General features: G+C 69.1%; 20 protein-coding genes. 8 read left to right on the top strand and 12 right to left on the bottom strand.

Going from position 1 to position 20,557, the window contains the following annotated elements:
• Positions 1–91: 91 nt before the first annotated feature.
• The 4 genes from ACIO52_RS08415 to ACIO52_RS08400 all read right to left on the bottom strand — a co-directional run bounded on the left by ACIO52_RS08415 (position 92) and on the right by ACIO52_RS08400 (position 3,694).
• Entirely contained in the window at positions 92–1,177 is a 1,086-nt protein-coding gene (locus ACIO52_RS08415) for an NAD(P)H-dependent flavin oxidoreductase (protein ID WP_402643546.1), read from the bottom strand.
• 71 nt (positions 1,178–1,248) lie between these two features.
• Entirely contained in the window at positions 1,249–2,049 is an 801-nt protein-coding gene (locus ACIO52_RS08410) for a CoA-transferase (RefSeq protein WP_316573406.1), read from the bottom strand.
• Positions 2,046–2,924 carry a CoA transferase subunit A gene (locus ACIO52_RS08405; RefSeq protein WP_218716610.1) on the bottom strand — a complete coding sequence of 293 codons (879 nt, stop codon included), beginning with the start codon at positions 2,922–2,924 and terminating at the stop codon, positions 2,046–2,048. Before ACIO52_RS08405 ends, ACIO52_RS08410 begins: the two co-directional genes overlap by 4 nt.
• 5 nt (positions 2,925–2,929) lie before the next feature.
• Entirely contained in the window at positions 2,930–3,694 is a 765-nt protein-coding gene (locus ACIO52_RS08400; protein ID WP_218716611.1) for an enoyl-CoA hydratase family protein, read from the bottom strand.
• Positions 3,695–3,763: 69 nt separating this feature from the next.
• On the opposite strand from ACIO52_RS08400, the gene ACIO52_RS08395 reads away from it, so the two are divergent.
• The 5 genes from ACIO52_RS08395 to ACIO52_RS08375 all read left to right on the top strand — a co-directional run bounded on the left by ACIO52_RS08395 (position 3,764) and on the right by ACIO52_RS08375 (position 8,611).
• Positions 3,764–4,540, top strand: a complete 777-nt coding sequence (locus ACIO52_RS08395) for an SDR family oxidoreductase (protein ID WP_218716612.1) — start codon at positions 3,764–3,766, stop codon at positions 4,538–4,540.
• Between the two features lie 137 nt (positions 4,541–4,677).
• A complete protein-coding gene (locus ACIO52_RS08390; protein WP_218716613.1) occupies positions 4,678–5,592 on the top strand; it encodes an SDR family oxidoreductase in 915 nt (304 codons plus the stop codon).
• 201 nt (positions 5,593–5,793) lie between these two features.
• Positions 5,794–7,053, top strand: coding sequence for a hypothetical protein (locus tag ACIO52_RS08385; protein WP_402642649.1), 1,260 nt, complete (start codon positions 5,794–5,796; stop codon positions 7,051–7,053).
• A gap of 11 nt (positions 7,054–7,064) precedes the next feature.
• Entirely contained in the window at positions 7,065–7,580 is a 516-nt protein-coding gene (locus ACIO52_RS08380; RefSeq protein WP_019044757.1) for an ImmA/IrrE family metallo-endopeptidase, read from the top strand.
• A complete protein-coding gene (locus tag ACIO52_RS08375; protein WP_402642647.1) occupies positions 7,577–8,611 on the top strand; it encodes a hypothetical protein in 1,035 nt (344 codons plus the stop codon). Before ACIO52_RS08380 ends, ACIO52_RS08375 begins: the two co-directional genes overlap by 4 nt.
• 130 nt (positions 8,612–8,741) lie before the next feature.
• Here the strand turns inward: ACIO52_RS08375 and ACIO52_RS08370 are convergent, their stop codons facing one another.
• Together ACIO52_RS08370 and ACIO52_RS08365 are read right to left on the bottom strand one after the other, a co-directional pair.
• The gene (locus ACIO52_RS08370; RefSeq protein WP_019044759.1) at positions 8,742–9,158 is read right to left on the bottom strand and encodes a helix-turn-helix domain-containing protein; all 417 of its coding nucleotides are present in this window, start codon (positions 9,156–9,158) and stop codon (positions 8,742–8,744) included.
• A gap of 365 nt (positions 9,159–9,523) precedes the next feature.
• Positions 9,524–10,687, bottom strand: coding sequence for a steroid 3-ketoacyl-CoA thiolase (locus ACIO52_RS08365; protein WP_218718694.1), 1,164 nt, complete (start codon positions 10,685–10,687; stop codon positions 9,524–9,526).
• Between the two features lie 132 nt (positions 10,688–10,819).
• On the opposite strand from ACIO52_RS08365, the gene ACIO52_RS08360 reads away from it, so the two are divergent.
• On the top strand, positions 10,820–12,118 hold the full coding sequence (locus ACIO52_RS08360) for a cytochrome P450 (protein WP_218718695.1): 1,299 nt from the start codon (positions 10,820–10,822) through the stop codon (positions 12,116–12,118).
• Between the two features lie 229 nt (positions 12,119–12,347).
• On the opposite strand, the gene ACIO52_RS08355 is transcribed toward ACIO52_RS08360, so the two are convergent.
• The 5 genes from ACIO52_RS08355 to ACIO52_RS08335 are packed head-to-tail and all read right to left on the bottom strand — an operon-like array spanning position 12,348 to position 16,823.
• Positions 12,348–12,770 (bottom strand): nuclear transport factor 2 family protein, encoded by a 423-nt coding sequence (locus tag ACIO52_RS08355; protein ID WP_402642643.1) that lies wholly within the window; start codon positions 12,768–12,770, stop codon positions 12,348–12,350.
• Positions 12,767–13,657, bottom strand: coding sequence for a TIGR03619 family F420-dependent LLM class oxidoreductase (locus ACIO52_RS08350; protein WP_218718697.1), 891 nt, complete (start codon positions 13,655–13,657; stop codon positions 12,767–12,769). Before ACIO52_RS08350 ends, ACIO52_RS08355 begins: the two co-directional genes overlap by 4 nt.
• A complete protein-coding gene (locus tag ACIO52_RS08345; RefSeq protein WP_218718698.1) occupies positions 13,654–14,823 on the bottom strand; it encodes a thiolase domain-containing protein in 1,170 nt (389 codons plus the stop codon). The genes ACIO52_RS08350 and ACIO52_RS08345 overlap by 4 nt, the downstream gene beginning before the upstream one ends.
• Positions 14,820–15,839: a thiolase domain-containing protein gene (locus ACIO52_RS08340; protein WP_218718699.1), complete on the bottom strand. Its 1,020-nt coding sequence runs from the start codon at positions 15,837–15,839 to the stop codon at positions 14,820–14,822. Before ACIO52_RS08340 ends, ACIO52_RS08345 begins: the two co-directional genes overlap by 4 nt.
• Before the next feature lie 9 nt (positions 15,840–15,848).
• The gene (locus tag ACIO52_RS08335) at positions 15,849–16,823 is read right to left on the bottom strand and encodes a Zn-ribbon domain-containing OB-fold protein (RefSeq protein WP_218718700.1); all 975 of its coding nucleotides are present in this window, start codon (positions 16,821–16,823) and stop codon (positions 15,849–15,851) included.
• A gap of 61 nt (positions 16,824–16,884) precedes the next feature.
• Here ACIO52_RS08335 and ACIO52_RS08330 point away from each other — a divergent pair, with 61 nt between their 5' ends.
• Both ACIO52_RS08330 and ACIO52_RS08325 read left to right on the top strand, forming a co-directional pair.
• Entirely contained in the window at positions 16,885–17,922 is a 1,038-nt protein-coding gene (locus ACIO52_RS08330; protein ID WP_316573410.1) for an LLM class F420-dependent oxidoreductase, read from the top strand.
• A 22-nt stretch (positions 17,923–17,944) separates the two neighbouring features.
• Positions 17,945–19,480 carry an acyl-CoA synthetase gene (locus ACIO52_RS08325; protein ID WP_218718702.1) on the top strand — a complete coding sequence of 512 codons (1,536 nt, stop codon included), beginning with the start codon at positions 17,945–17,947 and terminating at the stop codon, positions 19,478–19,480.
• 13 nt (positions 19,481–19,493) lie between these two features.
• Here ACIO52_RS08325 and ACIO52_RS08320 read toward each other — a convergent pair whose 3' ends face one another.
• Positions 19,494–20,492, bottom strand: a complete 999-nt coding sequence (locus tag ACIO52_RS08320) for a sigma-70 family RNA polymerase sigma factor (RefSeq protein WP_218718703.1) — start codon at positions 20,490–20,492, stop codon at positions 19,494–19,496.
• Positions 20,493–20,557 lie beyond the last annotated feature (65 nt).

Below are 20,557 nucleotides of genomic sequence, written 5' to 3'. Positions count from 1 at the left end.
GTCCGGTGTTCGATCGCCCCAGGGGACCGACGGTTGGCTCTGGGCCGTCGATCGGGGCGAGCTCGGGGAGGGAGCCGGGTACGGCTCCGGGTCAGTGGGCTTCGGCGGCGGGCTCGATGGTCAGCGCCGAGACGGCCGCGATCCGGGCGACGGCGTCGGTGATGATGCCGTCGATCAACTCGGCCACGGTCGGCAGGCTGTCGATGATGCCGGTGACCTGGCCCGCGGGCAGCACGCCCGCGTCGGTACGGCCCTCGACCAAGCCTGCCTTGGTCAGCATCGCCGAGTTCGCCGCCATCACGACCTGGGACCAGCTCAGGTCCTTGGTCTTGCGCATGGCGAGGCCGTCGCGCATCAGCGTCGACCACTTCATGCCGGTCATGGACTTGAACTTGGCCGCGTTGCCGACCGCGGCGGACAGTCCGCGCCAGCCGCCGGAGTGTTCCAGCTTCTCGACCAGTTCGGTGTTCAGCATCCGGTGCGGCATGCCGTCGACCTTCACCGAAACCACCGTGTCCTGCAGGCCGCGCGCCAGGTACTCCTGCTTCACGGCCTCGGGGACGGTGCTCTCCTGGGTGAGCAGGAAGCGGGTGCCCATCGCGACACCGGCCGCGCCGTAGGACAGCGCGGCGGCCAGGCCGCGACCGTCGAAGAAGCCGCCGGCCGCGACCACCGGGATGTCGACGGCGTCGAGCACCGACGGCAGCAGCAGCGTGGTGGCGACCGGGCCGGTGTGCCCGCCGCCCTCGCCGCCCTGCACGATCACCGCGTCGGCGCCCCAGGAGGCCACCTTCACCGCGTGCTTGGCGGCACCGATCGACGGCACCACCACGACACCGGCGTCCTTGAGCTTGGCGATCAGGTCCTTCTTGGGCGCGAGCGCGAACGAGGCGACCTTGACCCGCTCGCGGATGAGCAGGTCGATGCGCTCGGTGGCGTCGGTCGCGTCGGCGCGGATGTTCACGCCGAACGGCTTGTCGGTCAGCGACTTGGTCTTGGCGATCGCCGCCTCGAGCTCCTCGTAGGTCATCGTGGCCGAGGCCAGGATGCCCAGGCCGCCCGCGTTGGCGGTGGCCGCGACCAGGCGCGGACCGGCGACCCAGCCCATCCCGGTCTGCACGACCGGATGCTCGATGCCGACCAGCTCGGTCAGCGGAGTTCGCAACCGCGCGCTCACATTGTCTCCGCTCGGCGTGCTCGGGCGGGCCGCGTGGTCACGCTCCGTTGCCGCCTCCGGCCGCTGACCGCTCACGCCGCCACCTCCTTCTCCCGGAAACCCTTGGGGTCGAGCACGGTACGGATGATCCGCAGCTCTTCCTCGGAGGGCAGCCTGGTCTCGTCCGCGGTGCCCAGCTCGGCGATCTCGAAGGAGGTGTTCTCGGCGACCTCGTCGGCGCTCACGCCCGGGTGCAGCGACAGCGCGCGCAGGGTGTGGTCGGGACCGTTGAAGTCGAACACGCCCAGGTTGGTCACCACGCGGTGCAGGTGATGGAAGCGATAGGCGGGGTTCTCGGGATCGATACGGTCGTAGCCGATGCCGGAGATGATGTCGACCTGGTCGACGAACACCCGCTTGTTGTGCCGGGGCACGAAGTAGCTGGTGGCGTGGTTGATGGTGTTGCCCGGCGCGCCGCGCACCCCGAACATCTGCCGGGTCGGCTGCTGCAGCGGACCGAAGGCCGACAGGTTCTGGTTGCCGAACCGGTCGATCTGGTTGGCGCCCATCACCACGTGCCGACGGCCGGAGGCCACCACGTCGAACACCTTGGAGAACGGAATCCAGCCCTCGACGGGGGCTTTCGCGCCGATCGCCGGAACCTCGGCGAAGAACAGCGCCTCGCCGTCGGACAGCAACAGATCGGGCTCGAAGGTGAGCCGGGCCAGTCGCGCGCCGATGGTGGTGACCGTCGACATCGGGCTCGCCATGATCTCACCGGCCCCGCGGAAGATCTCCGCGGCGGCGACGACGCAGACCTCAGCACGAGTAATGGGCCCGCCCGTCTCCAGGCCGCCACCCTTCACGGAATCGCCTAGCGATGCTGAACTCATTTCTGCTCCTCGGCGAAAGCGTGGACGGCGGCTTGGTATTCGGCTTCGGAGACATCCAGGTAGCGAGCCTTGAACTCGGCCCACGACTCGGGCGTCTGCGCGGCGGCCACGTAGTGCTTCTGGAACTTCTCGTCGCGGCCGTAGCTGCCGGAGAAGGTGAAGTGCGCGCCACCGGGCGACTCGACGACGCCGTCGACCAGCATGCGGTTGAGGATGATCGACTGCTGCGGAACGGCTTTCACCAGTTCCTCGGTCTCGACCAGGCGATCCACCGAGACGTAGCGCCGCTCGGCGGCCAGGCAGTACAGGTCGTCGAAGTACGGGTCGACGCCGGTGTAGGCGGCATTGCCGTGCTTGTCGGCCAGGTCCAGGTGCACGAAGGAGGCGTCGAGGTTCAGCGCGGGCATCGCGACCAGCGTCTCGGTCCGTCCGTCGGCGGCCGGGTACGGCGACTGGATCGTCTTCAGCTCGCCCTCCCAGAAGTCCAGCACCGAGGACCCCAGTCCGGCCCGGATCGGCAGGAACGGCAGCCGGGCCGCCGCGGCCTGCAGACCGCACTTGACCATGCCCTCGTCCATCTCGCGCACGGTGATCGCGCCCTCGGTGCGCGCCTTGGCGAACCACGGATCGTAGAAGGGCGCCGAATCCAGCGAGACGAAGCCGTAGTACGCCTTGCGCACCTTGCCCGCCGAGCACAGCAGGCCCAGGTCGGGGCCGCCGTAGGTGACCACGGTCAGGTCGGTGACGTCCGAGCGCAGCAGCGCGCGCACCAGCGCCATCGGCTTGCGCCGGGAGCCCCAGCCGCCGATGCCGATGGTCATGCCGCTGCGCAGCTCGCCGACGACCTCGTCGAGCGTCATTCTCTTGTCGCGCATGGCGTCTACTTCTCCTTCTTCTGCGCGGCGAGATCGTCGTCGAAACGCGCCCGGATCTCATCGGCGACACCGGCGAGGTTGAGCTCCATGGTGAAGCCCTGCTCGTAGCGGTAGGAGCGGTGGACGTCCTGCACGTCGATGCCGTTGAGTGCGCGCTTGGCGGCCCGGATCACGCGGCCGTCCTTGTTCGCGATGTTCTTGGCGACCTCCATGGCCGCGGCGTCGAGTTCGGCGCGCGGCACCACCTGGTACACCGAGCCGAAGTGGTGCAGCTGCTGGGCGGTGAGCTTGCCCGCGGTGTAGAACATGGTCCGCATCAGGTGCTGGGGGACCAGCCGGGCCAGGTGGGTGGCCGCGCCGAGCGCGCCCCGGTCCACCTCGGGCAGGCCGAAGGTGGCGTCGTCGGAGGCGATGATGACGTCGGAGTTGCCGACCAGGCCGATGCCGCCGCCCAGGCAGAAGCCGTTGACGGCGGTCACCACGGGCACCTCGCAGTCGTAGACGGCCGCGAAGGCGTCGAAGCACCCGTGGTTCGCGCGGATCAGCGCGGTGTGGCCGGTGTCGGCGTTCATCTCCTTGATGTCGACGCCGGCGTTGAAGCCGCGCCCCTCGGCCCGCAGCACGACCACCCGGGTCTCCGGATTACGGCCTGCCGCCCGGACCGCGTCGGCCAGGGCGAACCAACCGTCGGACGGTAGTGCGTTGACCGGCGGGTAGTCGACTGTGACGACTTCGACGCCCTCGGTTTCGGTGTGACGGTTTATCCCCATCGCAAGTCCCATCGTGCGCGCCCCGGCGAACCCGAGACAAAGCAAGCAATTGCTTGGTAGGTTAGCACGGTGGCTGTAGAAATCGACCTTTCCGAGCAGATCGTTCTGGTGACCGGTGGCGTCCGCGGTGTCGGCGCCGGTATCAGCCGGGCCTTCCTCGCCGCGGGCGCGACCGTGCTGACCTGCGCGCGCAGGCCCGCCGACGAGCCGATCACGGTGGGCGAGCGTGGCACGGAGCACTTCTCCTGCGATGTGCGCGATCCCGACGCCGTCGCCGCGCTGTTCGAGCAGATCCTCGATCGGCACGGCCGGGTCGACCATGTGGTGAACAACGCGGGCGGTGCGCCGTTCGCCATGGCCGACGCCGCGAGCCCGCGGTTCCATCAGAAGATCATCGAGCTGAATCTGCTCGCGCCCCTGCTGATCTCCCAGCACGCCAACGCGGCGATGCAGAAGCAGGACGCGGGCGGCTCGATCGTGATGATCACCAGCGTCAGCGGGCACCGCCCGTCGCCGGGCACGGCCGCCTATGGCGCGGCCAAGGCGGGTCTGGACAACCTGGCGTCCTCGCTGGCCGTGGAATGGGCGCCCAAGGTCCGGCTGAACTCGGTGGTCGTCGGCCCGGTGGAGACCGAACTCAGTCACCTCCACTACGGCGATGCCGACGGGGTGGCCGCCGTCGGCCGGACCGTCCCGCTGGGCAGGCTGGCCAGCCCCGCCGACGTGGGCAGCGCCGCGATCTTCCTGGCCTCCCCGCTGGCCGCGCACATCAGCGGCGCCACCCTGCTCGTCCACGGCGGCGGCGAACGCCCGGCCTTCCTGGACGCCGCCAACGCCAACCACTAGACCCGACCACCTCGGTTTCGGCCGCCTCGCATCCGAGGGGCGGGACGGAACGCCGAAGGCGCAGTGTCGCCCCTCGGATGCGAGGTCACGAGGCCGAAACCCGCGGCGCCAGCCGCCAGAGAAACAGGAGCTTTCCTATGGACGACCAGCAGCAGATCTGCGCGGGCCGCACCGTCATCGTCACCGGCGCAGGCCGCGGGATCGGCCGCGCGCACGCGCTGGCCTTCGCCGCGGCGGGCGCGCGCGTGGTGGTCAACGACGTCGGCACCGCGCTCGACGGCGCCGCGACCACCGAGACCCCGGCCCAGCAGGTCGTCGACGAGATCGTCGCCGCCGGTGGCCAGGCCGTGGCCAACTACGACGACGTCGCCGACTGGGCGGGTGCCCGCAACCTGATCCGGCAGGCCGTGGACACCTTCGGCGGGCTCGACGTGCTGGTCAACAACGCCGGTTTCGTGCGCGACCGGATGTTGGTCAACCTGGGCGAGGACGAATGGGACGCGGTGGTCCGCGTGCACCTCAAGGGCCACTTCGCCACCATGCGGCACGCGGCCGAGTACTGGCGCGGTGAGTCCAAGGCCGGTCGTCCGGTGGACGCCCGCGTCATCAACACCAGCTCCGGCGCCGGTCTGCAGGGCAGCGTCGGGCAGGGCAACTACGGCGCGGCCAAGGCCGGTATCGCCGGTCTCACCCTCACCGCCGCGGCCGAGTTCGGCCGCTACGGCGTGACCGTGAACGCCATCGCGCCCGCGGCCCGCACCCGAATGACCGAGACCGTCTTCGCCGACACCATGGCCGCCCCCGATTCGGGCTTCGACGCCATGGCGCCGGAGAACATCTCCCCGCTCGTCGTGTGGCTCGGCAGCACCGAGTCGGCCGGGGTGACCGGCCGGATGTTCGAGGTCGAGGGCGGCAAGGTGGCACTCGCGCAGGGCTGGCGCCACGGTGCCCCGGTCGACCGCGGCGCCCGCTGGAACCCCGCGGAACTGGGTCCGGTGGTGGCCGAACTGATCGAGAAGAGCACTCCGCCGGAGCCGGTGTACGGCGCATAGCAAACTCCATGAGCGCAGGCCGGGGAAACCTCCCCGGCCTGCGCTTATGGCATGTCACACACGTTCAGGGGGCTGGACGACTCTTGCTCTCTTCTGCGTGGAAGCAGGGGTGGGTTTACTATGGGCTACTGTTCGTCGATCCCGGAATGTGTCGCGACCGGGGGTAATGCTGCGCTGAAATACTAAGGGGATGACAAGCGCATGGCCGTTGGTCGCATCTTGCGCGTACTTGCCGCTGCGAGTGTGCTGGCCGGTTCTGCTCTACTGGGGCCGGCGGTCGCCGTCGCCGCACCGGAAAAGCCGCCGACTCCCGCCGCTCAGGCGCCCGGGAGCGGCAGCAGTGGCCAGGGCAACGGTGACAGCGGTCAGAACAACGGCGGTCAGCACACCGGCAACGGCAAGCCCGCCGAACTGCGGCTCCCCAGCGGTTCCGGCGGCGGCGAGCAAGGCAACAGCGGCCAGAGCGACACCGGCGCCGATCCCGCCGGCCCGGCCGATCCACCGCACCCCGCGGGTGCGCAGGTCGCCGGCGAGGGTGAGTGGCAGCCGCTGACCATTCCCGGCCAGGTCGCCCAGGACATCCCGAAGAAGGACGTCGCCGGAACCGGGTCCGCCTCGGGTTCCGCGGCTGCCGGTTCCGCGGCGGGCTCGGCCGCCGCGGGCGCCGTCCTCGGCACGGGTTCGGCCGGTCTCGGCCTGCTGCTCGGTACCGGTTCGGCCGGCGTCGGCGCGATTCTCGGCACCGGCTCGGCGGGTGTCGCCGCGGTCCTCGGTACCGGTTCGGCGGGCGCGGGCGCCGTGCTCGCGACCGGTTCGGCCGGCGCGGCCGCGGTCCTCGGTACCGGTTCGGCCGGCGCGGCCGCGGTGCTCGGTACCGGTTCGGCCGCCGTCGGTTCGGCCGCGGTCGGCACCGGTTCGGCCGCGCTCGGCCTCGGCTCCGCGTTGCTCGGCACGGGTTCGGCCGCGGTGGGTTCGGCCGGCATCGGTTCGGCCGCTGTCGGTTCCGCCGGCGCGGGTTCGGCCGCGGTGGGTTCGGCCGCCGTCGGTTCCGCCGCGGTGGGCTCCGCTTCGCCGCTGCTGTTGCTGCTGATCCCGATTCCCTCCGTGCCTGCCGCGCCCGCCTTACCGCCGATCGCGATCCCGGCCGCGCCCGCCGCACCTTCGGTCCCGAATATCGCTGTGGCGGCACCGGTTCCGGCCGCGGCACCGCCCGCCGCCGAGGTGCCCGCGCCGCCGCCCGCTGCCGCCGCGCCTGCGCCCGCCGCGAAGCCGAATCCCGAGTTCAAGCCGACCAGCGACAACAGCGGTCTGCCCGAACCCGAGCTGCTGTCGGTGATCGGTGGCCTGATCGCGTTGACCCTGGCCGGAACCGGTTCGGGCGCAGTGAGTTTCCAAGGTGCCGCGGCAGCCCAAGCTCGGGTGAACGCGGCGCGTGCCGAATTCTTCGGACCGAGGTCGTGAGGGGATCTTCGATGAGCAAGAGCAAGACCCAGAGCACCTCCAGGTCCTATCGCCGCGTCGCCGCCGCCGTCGACGCCGTATGCGCGGTAGCCGCCGACTCCGACGCGACCACCCTCGATGAGGTGGTCGCGGCGATCTCGCTGGAGCGTCAGCGCGAAATCGAGATCACCAGTGCGCAATTGGGCCCCGGCGTGTGCGGTCAGCGGCGGTTCTACCCGGAACGCGACATCATCGTCCTGGCCGACGCCCTGCCGAGCCGCGATCACACCCTCGCGCACGAACTGGGCCATATCGTCTTCGACCACGAGGGTGCCCCCGCGGTCGAGACCACCCTCGAGGTCAGCGACGACCTGATCGCCTACATGCTCAGCCAGCGCGCCCACGCGCAGATCGTCGACGACGGCGCCGACGATCTCGCCGAGTGGGAGGCCGAGACCTTCGCGGCCATGCTCATGACCCGGCTGCGCGTATTCAACAACCGGGGCGCAGGCGTCTCGGTCCTTCGATTCGATGAGGCACTCGGATGACACTCTGGTTGACAGCCCTGCTGGTCTGGGTTGCCGCGGGTGCGCGAGTGGGGCGCGTGCTGGTGAAGCCCGCGACGACCGCCCGCGTCGCCATCGTCGTCGCGGTCTCCGCTGTCGCGCTCGCGGCGACCGTCGCCATTCCCGATATCGCGGTGGCGATCGATAATCTGCTGCCCGGCGGGGTGCGTAGCGGGTGGTTGTCCACCGGCATCATGGATTCGGCGTGGATTTTGTTCACCACCGCCACCTCGGTGGTCGCCTCGGCCGCGTGGCCGGTGGTCTCGCGCCGCAATCTGCGCCAGATCGCCATGGTGGTCTACGGCATCGGCGCGCTCGCCATCGCCATCACGCTGGGGTGGTCGTTCACCTTCGGCTGGATCGTGGTCGCGCTCGGCGCGGTGTTCGTCGTGACCACCGGTCTGCGCAATCTGGACTGGACCACCCTGGGTCGCGGTATCGCGATCTACACGGCGGGAACGGCTTTGGTGGCCGTGCTCGCGGTCGCCAACGCGGGCCGCGCCTTCCAGCACGCCGAGCCCACCCCGCCCGGCGAGCCGACCTGGGGCTGGCAGGCCTGGGAGATCGCGAGTCTGCTCATCGCGTTCGGTGCGGTGTCGATCGTGATCGAGTTGTGGTGGCGGGCCCGGATTCTGCTGCGCCGGATCCGGCCGCTGCACAAGCTGATGATCGGCCGCTTCCCCGATGTGGTCGCGCCCGAACAGAACGCCACGTCGACGCAGCTCAAGGCATCCGACCACGTGGCCCAGGTGATGGACGCGCTGTACCTGCTCTCCGGCAGCGGCATCGTCATCCCGGCGGCGGGCGAGCCGCCCACGTCGGTCGCGGAGCGGGCCGCGGTCGTCGCCGAGTGGGTACGAGATCCGTTGGGGGACTTGTTCGTCGACGCGCGCTGGATCGCGCCGCCGCCCGGGGTCAGCCCGCGCGGTTGGGTGCTGGCGATCGCGTCCGAGTACGACGCGGCGGTCGCCGCCGCGGGCGCCGCGCCGAAGAGCACCGCCGCCTCGAACTGAGCCGGGCACAGAGAACGGGCCTGAGCTGGTGGATCACACCGTCTCAGGCCCGTTCACTGTGCACGTATCCGTCTTTCACGGCCGGTCCCAGGACACCATCAGGTGCGTCAGGCCGACCGCGCTGTGGTTCCTATTCCGTTCCGTCCGGCGGAATTTCGGGCAAACCTTCGCTGGCCCGCAACTTCTCCGCCATGGAGGTGAGCAAATTCTGTGATTCTTCCGAGAGGTCGAATGCCCTGCTGGACAGTCGACGCAGCCCGTAGCCCTGCAGCTGCGCGAGCAGCTCCAGGTCGTGATCGATCTTGGCCGCGTAGATGTCGTTGAAGAAGTAGTCAGGCTTGACCTTGAAGAACTTCGCCAGGGCGGCCACCGTCTCGTCGGACGGGTTCGTTCGTTGTCCCGACCGCAACTGCGAGAGATACGGCTTCGAGATCGGATGCCCGGAGGCAGTCAGCGCAGCCGCAACCTCTGCGTTGGTGTGCGGCTTGCGCCCCGGGGGATGCACGGTTTCGAACAGCTTGTTCAGCCGCGCCGCGAAATCAGCCATTGTGAGCCGCCCAATTCCCTTCACTGTACTAACAGTCGTTATCTCGGATACGTATCATTGATATTAGCGGCTCAGTAACTGAAAACCTACGCCTGATTCGGGATTTCTCTACGGTTTCCGACGCTCACCTGCGTGCAGGGGCCGCGACGGTCGCGTTTGCGGGTCACGCCAACGACTCTTGTGGAGCCGGAGGGTGTCCGGGTTCGTGCCCGTCGCGGGGGTCTTCAACCTTAGGTCGATGGTAGCCCAATGTTAGCTGATGTCTCATGTTCCCCCTCGCCCCCTGGATTGTGTGGCGTACGACACGTTCCGGGCGCCCTGGGATGAATGTTCAACCTGGGCGCCCGGTTTCGGTGATCGTCAGTCTACAGGCGTTCGATGATCGTTCCGGTCGCGAGTGCGCCGCCTGCGCACATGAGCACCATGGCCGTGCCCTTGCCGGTCCGCTCCAGCTCGTGCAAAGCCGTGGTGATGAGCCGGGAACCGGTGGAGCCGACCGGATGCCCGATTGCGATCGCGCCGCCGTTGACATTTACCCGGTCCATGTCCGGCTGATGTACAGAAGCCCACGAAAGTGCAACGGAGGCGAATGCTTCATTGATCTCGAAAAGGTCGATATCCGAAATCTTCATTCCGGAGCGCTCGAGCAGCCGGGTGCACGCCTGCACCGGGCCGTCGAGGTGGAACTCCGGCTCCGCGCCGACGAGCACCTGGGTGTGGATGCGCGCCCGCGGCCGCAAACCCTTGTTGCGCGCGACGGTTTCGTCCATCAGCAGTACGGCGGCGGAGCCGTCGGAGATCTGCGACGAGGTGCCCGCGGTGTGGATGCCGTCGGCGACGACCGGCTTGAGTGCGGCCAGCCCCTCGAGCGTGGTGGCGCGCAGACCCTGGTCCCTGGTCACCTCGAGCTTCTCGCCGGTGGCATTGCCCTCGCTGTCGAGCACGGGCGCCGAGATCGGGAGCACCTCGCGGTCGAAACGGCCCTCGGCCCAGGCCTGTGCCGCCAATCGCTGTGAGCGCACACCGAATTCGTCGATATCGGTGCGGGTGATGCCGCGCCTGCGGGCGATTCGCTCGGCCGCGCCGAACTGGTCGGGCAGGTCGATCGACCACGACGCGGGCCTGCGTGTGCCCGCCTCGGTGCCGACGTTCGCGCCCAGCGGCACCCGGCTCATGGCCTCGACGCCACAGGCGACGCCGACGTCGATCGCGCCGGTGGCGATGAGGCCCGCGATGAGGTGGTTGGCCTGCTGGGCCGAGCCGCACTGGGCGTCGACGGTGGTGGCGCCGGTCTGCCAGGGCAGCCCCGCGTGCAGCCAGGCCACCCGGGTGACGTTGTTGGACTGCTCGCCCGCCTGGGTGACGCAGCCGCCGATCACCTGCTCGACCTCGGCCGGGTCGATGCCGGCCCGATCGAGCAGGCCGCGCTGGGTCAGGCCGAGCAACTCGGCCGCGTGCAGTCCCGAAAGCTGTCCGCGGCGCTTGCCGATCGGGGTACGCACGGCCTCGACGATCACGGGTGTGCCCATGTGATTCTCCCTCGTAACTGCAACAAGTTCTGTTTCTAGGCCCAGGGTAAAACCGCGTGGTTCTTCCGTCACGGCAACCCCTGTGCTTGAATGATTGTAGAACGTGTTTCAGTTTGTCGAAGGAGACATCTGGTGGTAGATCCGCGCACCGAACACGCCGGCCCCGGTCACACGACGGGTTCCCGGCCGAACCTGCCGGACGGGTTCGACGTCACCGACCCCGATATCTACGCCGAGCGTGTCCCGGTGGAGGAATTCGCCGAGCTGCGGCGGGCCGCCCCCATCTGGTGGAACGCGCAGTCGCCGGAGGTCGGCGGTTTCCACGACGACGGCTTCTGGGTGGTGAGCAAGCACGCCGACGTCAAGGAAGTGTCGCGACGCAGCGACGTGTTCTCCACGTACGAGAACACCGCCATCCCGCGCTTCAACGACGACATCCAGCGCGAGCAGATCGAGCTGCAGCGCTTCGTCATCCTCAACAAGGACGCGCCGGAGCACACCAAGCTCCGCAAGCTGATCGCCAAGGGCTTCACCCCGCGCGCGGTCAACGGCCTGCGCGCGGAGCTGTCGGACCGGGCCGAGAAGATCGTGAAGGCCGCCGCCGAGGCGGGCTCGGGCGACTTCGTCACCCAGGTCGCGTGTGAGCTGCCGCTGCAGGCGATCGCCGAGCTGATCGGCGTGCCGCAGGAGGACCGGATGAAGGTCTTCGAGTGGTCCAACGACATGACCGGCTACGACGACCCCGACAACGTCGACATCGATCCGGTCGCCGCGTCGATGGAACTGCTCGGCTACTCGTACCAGATGGCCGAGGCGCGCAAGGCCAACCCGACCGACGACCTGGTCACCACGCTGATCGAGGCCGACGTCGACGGCGAGGCGCTCACGCCGGAGGAGTTCGGCTTCTTCGTCATCCTGCTCGCGGTCGCGGGCAACGAGACCACGCGCAACGCCATCAGCCACGGCATGATCGCCTTCATGGAGAACCCCGACCAGTGGGAGCTCTTCAAGAAGGAGCGCCCGGCCACCGCGGTGGACGAGATCATCCGCTGGGCGACCCCGGTCACCTCCTTCCAGCGCACCGCGCTCGAGGACACCGAGCTCGGCGGCGTGCAGATCAAGAAGGGTCAGCGTCTGGTGATGCTGTACCGCTCGGCCAACTTCGACGAGGACGTCTTCGAGAACCCGGAGAAGTTCGACATCATGCGGGCCGACAATCAGCATCTGGCCTTCGGCGGCACCGGCGCGCACTTCTGCGTCGGCGCGAACCTGGCCCGGCTCGAGGTCGACCTGATCTTCAACGCGATCGCCGACCACCTGCCCGATATCACCAAGATCGGCGACCCCAAGCGCCTGCGCTCGGGCTGGCTCAACGGCATCAAGGAACTGCCGGTCGACTACAAGACCGCGGGCTGCCCGGTCGCGCACTGAGTTTTCGGAGCGCTGGCGCGCTCGAGGTCGCGGCCTCTTGGTCCCGCCGGTCAGGCACCGTTGCTTGCTCCTTCGTCGCCTACGCAACAGTGCCTGACCGGCGGGACGGCCGCGACGGCCGACTTCGTCGGCCTGCCCCTCCTCGGGGTCGGGGCGTGGTGGTCGGTTTGTCTTGATATGCAGAAAGCCCCGGTACCTCAACGGTGCCGGGGCTGTTCTGTGTGCTGTGTCAGGACACGGGACGGGTGGTGGCCATGGCGCGGTCCACCTCCCAGAACGCGCGCAGGGCGGCGATCTTGCCCTCGGCGTCGACCTTGTAGGTGAACACGCCCTCGGCGTCGATCACGTGGCCGGCCATGGTCGTGCGGATCATTCCGGTGAAGGCGATCTCGTTGCCGCAGGCGAAGGAGTCCTCGAAGCGGAACTCGATCGACTCGGTCAGCGCGATCGCCTTGTCCCAGAACGCGCCGATCGCCTCGTGGCCCCGGTGGCCGACGCCCTCAGGGTCGAAACCCGAAGGGCCGACGGGATCTTCGACGATCCCGTCGGTGGCGAACAGGGCGACCCAGGCTGCCCGGTCCTTGGCGCGCACCGCGGCCTGGGAGGCCAGGCCCGCCGCGCGCGCCGAGCGGTCGACGGCTGTCTCGGTCATGACTCGTCCTTCCCGATGACGGGGTCGGCGATGTACTTCGCGGCGAACTTGCGCAGCGAGTCCTGCTTGGCGGCGAGTTCGCCGTCGAAGCCGATGCCGTCGGACAGCCACGGCACCACGATGGTGTCGGTGACGCCGGCGTCGGCCAGATCCTGGTAGCCGTCGCGGCCGAACTTGTCGATGCACACGGCCTGGATCTCGAACGGCACGTCGGACCGGTCGTACTCCGCGCGCAGTTCGCGCAGGGTGGCGATGGTGGTGACCAGATCGTCGAACTTCATCATCGCCGAGGTCCAGCCGTCACCGATCTTGGCTGCCCGGCGCAGCGCCGGACCGGTGTGCCCGCCGACGTAGAACGGCACCCGCTCGCTCGGCGCCGGGCTGATCTGCAGCTCGTCGAAGTCGAAGAACTCGCCGTGGTACTCGACCATGCCGCCGTCGAGGACCAGCCGGATGATCTCGATCATCTCGTCGACGCGCGCGCCGCGGCGGGCATACGGCACCCCGCACCACTCGAATTCCTCCGGTGCCCAACCGATCCCGATGCCGAAGCCGAAGCGGTTGCCCGACATGTTGGCGATCGAGCCGACCTGGCGGGCCAGCAGCAGCGGATTGCGCGAGCCGAGCTTGAGGACATTGGTGTAGAACCGCAGCGTGCTGGTCACCGCGGCCATCGACGCCGCGGCGATCAGCGGGTCGACCCACGGCGTCTCCGGACCCCAGAACCGGCTGCCGTCCGGCGTGTACGGATAGTCGGCGGCCTGTGACTTCATGTAGAACAGCGAGTCGGGCAGGCCGATCGAGGTGAATCCGCACTCTTCGGCCGTCTTGGCCAGCTCGGTGAGCTGGTCGAGCGGGCTCAGCGCGACACCGAGGGTGAACTTCATTCCGGTCGCTCGCTTCCCACGACCCACATCGAGAAGTACTGGGAGCCACCGCCGTACGCGTGTCCCATCGCCTTGCGGGCGTTCTCGACCTGGTAGGCGCCCGCCCGGCCCATGACCTGCTTGGCCGCCTCGGCGAAGCGGATCAGGCCGGAGGCGCCGATCGGGTTGGAGGAGAGCACGCCGCCGGACGGGTTGACCGGGATCCGGCCGCCGATCTCGGTCTCGCCCTTGTCGGTGAGCTTCCAGCCGTCGCCCTCGGCCGCGAAGCCCAGGTTCTCCAGCCACATCGGCTCGAACCAGGAGAACGGCACGTAGATCTCGGCGACGTCGATCTCCTCGAGCGGATCGGTGATCCCGGCGGCCTTCCACAGCGCGGCGGCCGCGTCCCGGCCCGCCTGCGGATTGACCTGGTCACGACCGGAGAAGGTGGTCGGCTCGGTGCGCATCGCGGTGCCGTGCACCCACGCGACCTTCTTGCCCTGGGCCTCGACCGCCGCCGCGGCCTCGGCATTGCCGATCACCAGGGCGCAGGCGCCGTCGGAGGACGGACAGGTCTCGTCGAAACGGATCGGGTCCCACAGCATCTGGGAGGCGAGGACCGACTCGAGGGTGATGTCGGGCTGGTGCAGGTGGGCGAGCGGGTTCTTCGCGCCGTTGCGCCGGTCCTTCACCGCCACCATCGCGCCGATGTGCATCGGGGCGTTGGAGCGCCGGATGTACGAGCGCACGTGCGGGGCGAAATAGCCGCCCGCGCCCGCGCCGACCGGCATGGTGAACGGCACCGGAATCGACAACGCCCACATGGCGTTCGACTCCGACTGCTTCTCCCACGCGATCGCCAGGACCTTGCCGTGCACGCCGGCCTGCACCAGGTTGGCGGCCACGACACCGGTCGAGCCGCCCACCGAGCCGGCGGTGTGGACGCGCAGCAGCGGCTTGCCGATGGCGCCGAGGGCTTCGGCGAGATACAGCTCGGGCATCATGACGCCCTCGAAGAAGTCGGGCGCCTTGCCGACGACGACGGCGTCGATCTCGTCGATGGTCAGGCCCGAATCTTCGAGCGCGCGATCGATCGCTTCACGGCACATGCCCGCCATGGACACGTCCGCGCGCTTCGTCACGTGATGAGTTTGGCCGGTGCCGAGCACCGCCGCGGGGAAGCTCATCGTGCCTCCGATTCCAGAACGGCGACCAGGTTCTGCTGCAGCGCGGGGCCGCTGGTCGCATGAGCGAGGGTCCGGTCGGCGGTGCCGGAGATGATGGCCGTGGCGGCGTTGCCGATCCGCTCCAGGCCCGCCGCGAACATCGGGTTGCCCGCGAGCGCACCGCCGGACGGGTTGACCGGGGTCTCGGGGGACAGGCCGATCGCCTCGGCCAGGATCAGCTGCTGATGGCTGAACGGCGCGTGCAGTTCGGCCAGATCGAAGCTGGTCTCACCGCGGGTCGCGGCCGCGGCCGCCCTGGTGGTGGATGGCGAGCGGGTCAGATCGCGGCCACCGAGCGCCTGGGCGTCGATATTGTGCGCGATCCCGGTGATCCACGCGGGACGCTCGCACAGCTCCCTGGCCCGGTCGCCGACCGCGAGCACGATCGCGGCCGCGCCGTCGGTGATCGGGGCGATATCGTGCGCCCGCAGCGGATCGGCGACATACGGTTCGGCGAGCAGGGATTCGATGTCACCACCGGCGACGGCGGCCATCTCCCGCTCGGTCCAGCGGCCCGCGTCCAGTCCGGCGCGCGCCTGCAGGCCCGCGACCGAGACGGCGTCGGGCCACAGCGGACCGACCAGATACGGATCGAGCTGCCTGCTCAGCACCTGCCGCAGGGTGCCCGCCGACGACTTGCCGAAGCCGTAGACGAGCGCGGTCTGCGCCTGACCGGAGAGCAGCTTCACCCAGGCCTCGTAGAGCGCCCACGCGGCATCCATCTCCACATGCGACTCGTTGATCGGCGGCACCGCGCCGATCGCGTCGACGGCGGAGATGAACGAGAACGCCCGTCCCGCCAGGTAATCCGAGGACCCGGAGCACCAGAAGTCGATATCGGTCTTGGTGATGCCGAGGTCGGCGTAGAGCTGCTGGAAGCACGGCACGAGCATCTCGACGCCGTTGGTGGTGCCGAAGGTCTCCGGCACGTGCGGTGCGTGGGCGAACCCGACCACCGCGATTTCTGGTGTACTCAACGTCGCCTCTCAGAGGTGGTGCTGGTAGGACTCGTACGGGGCATCGGGCTCGCCGCTCGGCCGGAAGTGGTCGATATTGGCCAGCGCGTGGCCCCATTCCGCACGCGGTTTCCACACGGCTTCGACCCGCATGCCCATGCGTACCTCGGACGCCTCGCAGCCGAGGACCAGGTGCAGGAACGGGATGTCGGCGCCGTCGAGGAGCACGTAGGCGGCCACGTACGGCGGCTTGATCCGCTGGCCGAGGAACGGCACGTTCACGATGCAGAAGGTGGTCACGGTGCCCTTGTCGGGCAGCTCGACCAGGTCGTCGGTGGGCGTGCCGTCGGTCGGGTTGGCACCGCGCGGCGGGAAGTAGACCCGCCCGCCCGCCTCGGAGCGGCCGCCGATCAGCTTGCCCTCGGCGAGACCGCGCAGGTAGGCGCTCTCCTGCGGCGACGCCGTGTGCTTGTAGTGCATGTCGACCGGTGTGGTCAGCATGGTCACCGGCTCGGCGGTGTCCGCGGACGTCTCGGCCGGTGCCGCGGCACCTTCGCCCGGCTCGAAGCAGGCGATGTCGTGGATCGTGCCGGTCCGTTCCTCGGCCCAGCGCACCCGCACCCGCAGGCCCGTGCGCACCTGGCTCGGGTCGGTCACATCCAGCGCGTGCAACATCGCCGTGTCGGCGCCGTCCAGCTGGACGAGGGCCCACGCGAACGGGCGATCGAACGGCTGTCCGGGCAGCGGCTCGGCCACCCATGTCCACGACTGCACCGTGCCGGTCGGTTCGACCTGGACCAGCTCGGCCAGCGGGGCCGAGGTGATCGGGTCGTATTCCTGCGCCGGCACCAATACCCGGCCGTCACTGCCACGCACGCCGAGTATCCGGCGGTCGCGCAGTCCGGTCAGAAAGGCGCCGATGATGGGTCCGACGGACCTGGTGTAGTCGAACTGCACCCGAAGGGGTGCACTCAATACTTCCACTGCGGTATTCCCCTGGGTCACGATATCGAGTAGAACAGGTTCTTATTCTGCTGGCAAGGATTCGCCGGAAAGGGCGTCGGTCATGAAATTCGGACTGCAACTCGGTTACTGGGGTGCGCAGCCGCCCGCCAACGCCGGCGAGCTGGTGATCGCGGCCGAGGAAGCGGGCTTCGACGCGGTGTTCGCGGCCGAGTCCTGGGGCTCGGACGCCTTCACGCCGCTGGCCTGGTGGGGCTCCTCGACCGAGCGGGTGCGCCTCGGCACCTCGGTCGCGCAGCTCTCGGCCCGCACGCCCGCGGCGGCGGCGATGCACGCGCTCACCCTCGACCACCTCAGCGGCGGCCGGGCCATCCTCGGCCTCGGCGTCTCCGGCCCGCAGGTGGTGGAGGGCTGGTACGGGCAGCCGTTCGCGCAGCCGCTACGCCGCACCCGTGAGTACGTCGACATCGTGCGCAAGGTGCTGGCCCGCGAGGCCCCGGTGACCTCCGATGGCAAGCACTACGGCCTGCCCTACACCGGACCCGGCGCCACCGGGTTGGGCAAACCGCTCAAGCCGATCGTGCACCCACTGCGCGCCGACCTGCCGATCTGGCTGGGTGCGGAGGGGCCGAAGAATGTCGCCCAGACCGCCGAGATCGCCGACGGCTGGCTGGCCATCTACTACGCCCCGCGCCTGGCCGGCATGTACAACGAGTGGCTCGACGAGGGCTTCGCGCGGCCGGGCGCGCGGCGCGGCCGGGCCGATTTCGAGATCGCGGCGAGCGCACAGGTGGTGCTCACCGACGACCCGGCCGCCGAGATCGAGCGGATGCGGTGGGTCACCTCGCTCTACATCGGCGGTATGGGTGCGCCGGAGCTGAACTTCCACGCGCAGGTCTACAAGCGGATGGGCTACAGCGCCGAGGTCGACGAGATCTCCGCGCTGTTCCAGTCCGGCCGCAAGGCCGAGGCCGCCGCCGCGGTGCCCGACGAGCTGATCACCGACACCGCGATCTTCGGCGACGAGGCGCACGTGCGCACCCGGTTGAAGGAATGGGAGGACGCCGGCGTGACGATGATGCTGATCTCGGTTTCCGATGCCGAACAACTTCGTCGACTCCAAGCCCTTGTAACGGAGTAGAACAGGTTCTAAATTCGATGGGGTGAGCAGCCAGCAGACAACGGAAGTCCTCGGACTGTGGAATATCGCCGCGGCCGATCCCGAGCGGATCGCCGTCGTCGACCCGGACGGCAGGGAGATCACCTATCGAGAATTGGCCACCCTCGCCAACCGCTACGCCAACGGACTACGCGGCATCGGATTGCGCACCGGCGACGTGGTCGTCAGCATGCTGCACAACGGTGTGGAGGCGATCGCCGCGTACTTCGCCGCCTACCAGGCGGGCCTGTACATCGTCGCGGTGAACTGGCACCTCACCGCGCCGGAGATCGCCTACATCCTCGGCGACAGCGAGGCCTCGGCCTTCCTGGCCAGTGAGCGGTTCGCCGCCACCGCCGCCGAGGCCGCCGACCTCGCCGAACTGTCCGCCGACGCCCGCTTCTCCGCGGGCACCATCGAGGGTTTCCGCCCGGTGTCGTGGCTCGGTGCCGCCGACACCGGTCGTCCCGACGAGCGTTCGGTCGGCGCGCCGATGCTCTACACCTCGGGCACCACCGGGCGCCCCAAGGGCGTTCGCCGCCCGCTGACCGGCGCCGATCCCGACCAGGTCCCCGCGCCGAACAAGGCCTTCTTCGCCCTGTTCGAACTCGCGCCCTACGACGAGCACGTGCACATCTGCGGCTCGCCGCTCTATCACACGGCCGTGCTGAACTTCTCGACGATCTCCATCCAGATGGGCCACAAGCTGGTGCTGATGGACAAGTGGGACCCCGAGGACATGCTCGCCCTGATCGAGCGGCACAAGGTGACCCACAGCCACATGGTGCCCACCCAGTTCCACCGCCTGCTCGCCCTGCCCGAGGACGTGCGCGCCCGCTACGACGTGTCCTCGCTGCGCAGCATGGTGCACGGCGCCGCGCCGTGCCCGCAGGCCACCAAGCGGCAGATGCTCGAGTGGTGGGGTCCGGTCGTCACCGAGTACTACGCCGCCACCGAGGGCGGCGGCACGGTGATCAACGGGACCGAGTGGCTGTCCAAGCCCGGTTCGGTCGGCAAGGCCTGGCCGTGGTCGGTCATCAAGATCCTCGACGAGACCGACGGCTCCGAACTGCCCGCGGGCAAAGAGGGCATGGTCTACATGAAGATGGGCGTCTCCAGCTTCGAGTACCACCACGCCAAGGAGAAGACCGAGGAGTCGCGCGTCGGTGACCTGTTCACCGTCGGCGACATCGGCTACCTCGACGAGGACGGCTATTTGTTCCTCTGCGACCGCCGCTCCGACCTGATCCTGTCCGGCGGCGTGAACATCTACCCGGCCGAGATCGAGGGTGTGCTGATGAGCCACCCGAAGGTGGCCGACGTGGCGGTTCTCGGTGTGCCCGACCCGGATTGGGGCCAGCAGGTCAAGGCGTTCGTGCAGCCGGTCGACGGCACCGCGGGCGACGAGGCGCTCACCGCCGAGATCCTCGAGTTCGCGGCCGGTCAGCTCGCCAAGTACAAGCTGCCCCGCACGGTGGAATACCGCGCGGAGCTGCCCCGTGATCCCAACGGCAAGCTGTACAAGCGCCGCCTGCTGTGAATGATGTTCCCGCTCAGACGGCTTCGCGCCACTCCGGCGCGAGCCCGAAGAGCGGGAACAACTTCTCGGTGTCGAGGAAGAAGTTCAGGCCCGAGATGATGTCGCCCTCGAGCTCGAGCACCGTGATCGACCACGGCACCCACACGCCGGGCTCCTCGCTCGGCTTGTAGTGGCCGAAGGCGGGCAGCCCGTTGGCGCCTTCCAGGGGAACCATCCGCGAATTGCGGCACGCGCTGCCGGTGCTGAGCATGAACGCGGCCACATTCTCCGGCCCGGAGATCCAGAGATCGAACGGCGGCATCGACAGCGCCACATCGGCTTTCAGCAGGGTGGTGAGCGCGTCCATGTCGTAGGCCTCGAAGGCCTTCACGAAATCGTCGACCAGCTTGCGCTGCTCGGGATCGCTCTCGTCGAACCCGTCGGTGACGGTCGGCTGCACCTTCGACATGGTGGCGCGGGCCCGTTGCAGCGCGCTGTTCACCGACGCGGGCGACATCATCAGCGCCTCGGCGGTCTCGCCCGCGGAGAAGCGCAGCACCTCGCGCATGATCAGGATGGCGCGCTGGGTGGCGGGCAGATGCTGGCAGGCGGCCACGAAGGCCAGGCGCAGCGTGTCCTTGGCCGAGGCGTGCTCGGCCGGATCGGCGCCGAAGGCCAGGGCGTTGGGGATCGGCTCGATCCACACGTAGTCGGGCTGCGGGGCGGGCAGCGGGGAGTCGGGGCGACCCGGACCGTTGAGGTCCATCGGTCTGGCTCGGCTCTGCGGCCGGTCGAGCATGTCCAGACAGATATTGGTGGCGATTTTGTACAGCCACGAGCGCAGACTCGCGCGGCCCTCGAACGAATCGTAGGAGCGCCAGGCGCGGGTGAAGGTCTCCTGTACCGCGTCCTCGGCCTCGAACGAGGAGCCGAGCATGCGGTAGGCGTACGCGCACAATTCGCGCCGGTGAGTTTCGAATTCGGCCAGTACGGCGGGGTCCGGGCCGGTGGTAGCGGTTGTGGCGTCGCTCATAGTTTCCCACGATGCCACAGGGGTCCGACAGCCGACAGAGGAGAAAACGGACCAGCGAGATTCCG

This window comes from Nocardia sp. NPDC087230 (assembly GCF_044744725.1).
GTDB classification, from domain to species: Bacteria; Actinomycetota; Actinomycetes; order Mycobacteriales; family Mycobacteriaceae; genus Nocardia; species Nocardia canadensis.
This window is presented reverse-complemented; position numbering and strand designations above follow the sequence as displayed.

Coding starts and splice junctions, on each gene's coding strand:
- ACIO52_RS08410 (WP_316573406.1), bottom strand. CDS start 2,049: ATGAGTTCAGCATCGCTAGGCGATTCCGTGAAGGGTGGCGGCCTGGAG.
- ACIO52_RS08405 (WP_218716610.1), bottom strand. CDS start 2,924: ATGCGCGACAAGAGAATGACGCTCGACGAGGTCGTCGGCGAGCTGCGC.
- ACIO52_RS08400 (WP_218716611.1), bottom strand. CDS start 3,694: ATGGGGATAAACCGTCACACCGAAACCGAGGGCGTCGAAGTCGTCACA.
- ACIO52_RS08390 (WP_218716613.1), top strand. CDS start 4,678: ATGGACGACCAGCAGCAGATCTGCGCGGGCCGCACCGTCATCGTCACC.
- ACIO52_RS08385 (WP_402642649.1), top strand. CDS start 5,794: ATGGCCGTTGGTCGCATCTTGCGCGTACTTGCCGCTGCGAGTGTGCTG.
- ACIO52_RS08380 (WP_019044757.1), top strand. CDS start 7,065: ATGAGCAAGAGCAAGACCCAGAGCACCTCCAGGTCCTATCGCCGCGTC.
- ACIO52_RS08375 (WP_402642647.1), top strand. CDS start 7,577: ATGACACTCTGGTTGACAGCCCTGCTGGTCTGGGTTGCCGCGGGTGCG.
- ACIO52_RS08370 (WP_019044759.1), bottom strand. CDS start 9,158: ATGGCTGATTTCGCGGCGCGGCTGAACAAGCTGTTCGAAACCGTGCAT.
- ACIO52_RS08365 (WP_218718694.1), bottom strand. CDS start 10,687: ATGGGCACACCCGTGATCGTCGAGGCCGTGCGTACCCCGATCGGCAAG.
- ACIO52_RS08355 (WP_402642643.1), bottom strand. CDS start 12,770: ATGACCGAGACAGCCGTCGACCGCTCGGCGCGCGCGGCGGGCCTGGCC.
- ACIO52_RS08350 (WP_218718697.1), bottom strand. CDS start 13,657: ATGAAGTTCACCCTCGGTGTCGCGCTGAGCCCGCTCGACCAGCTCACC.
- ACIO52_RS08345 (WP_218718698.1), bottom strand. CDS start 14,823: ATGAGCTTCCCCGCGGCGGTGCTCGGCACCGGCCAAACTCATCACGTG.
- ACIO52_RS08330 (WP_316573410.1), top strand. CDS start 16,885: ATGAAATTCGGACTGCAACTCGGTTACTGGGGTGCGCAGCCGCCCGCC.
- ACIO52_RS08320 (WP_218718703.1), bottom strand. CDS start 20,492: ATGAGCGACGCCACAACCGCTACCACCGGCCCGGACCCCGCCGTACTG.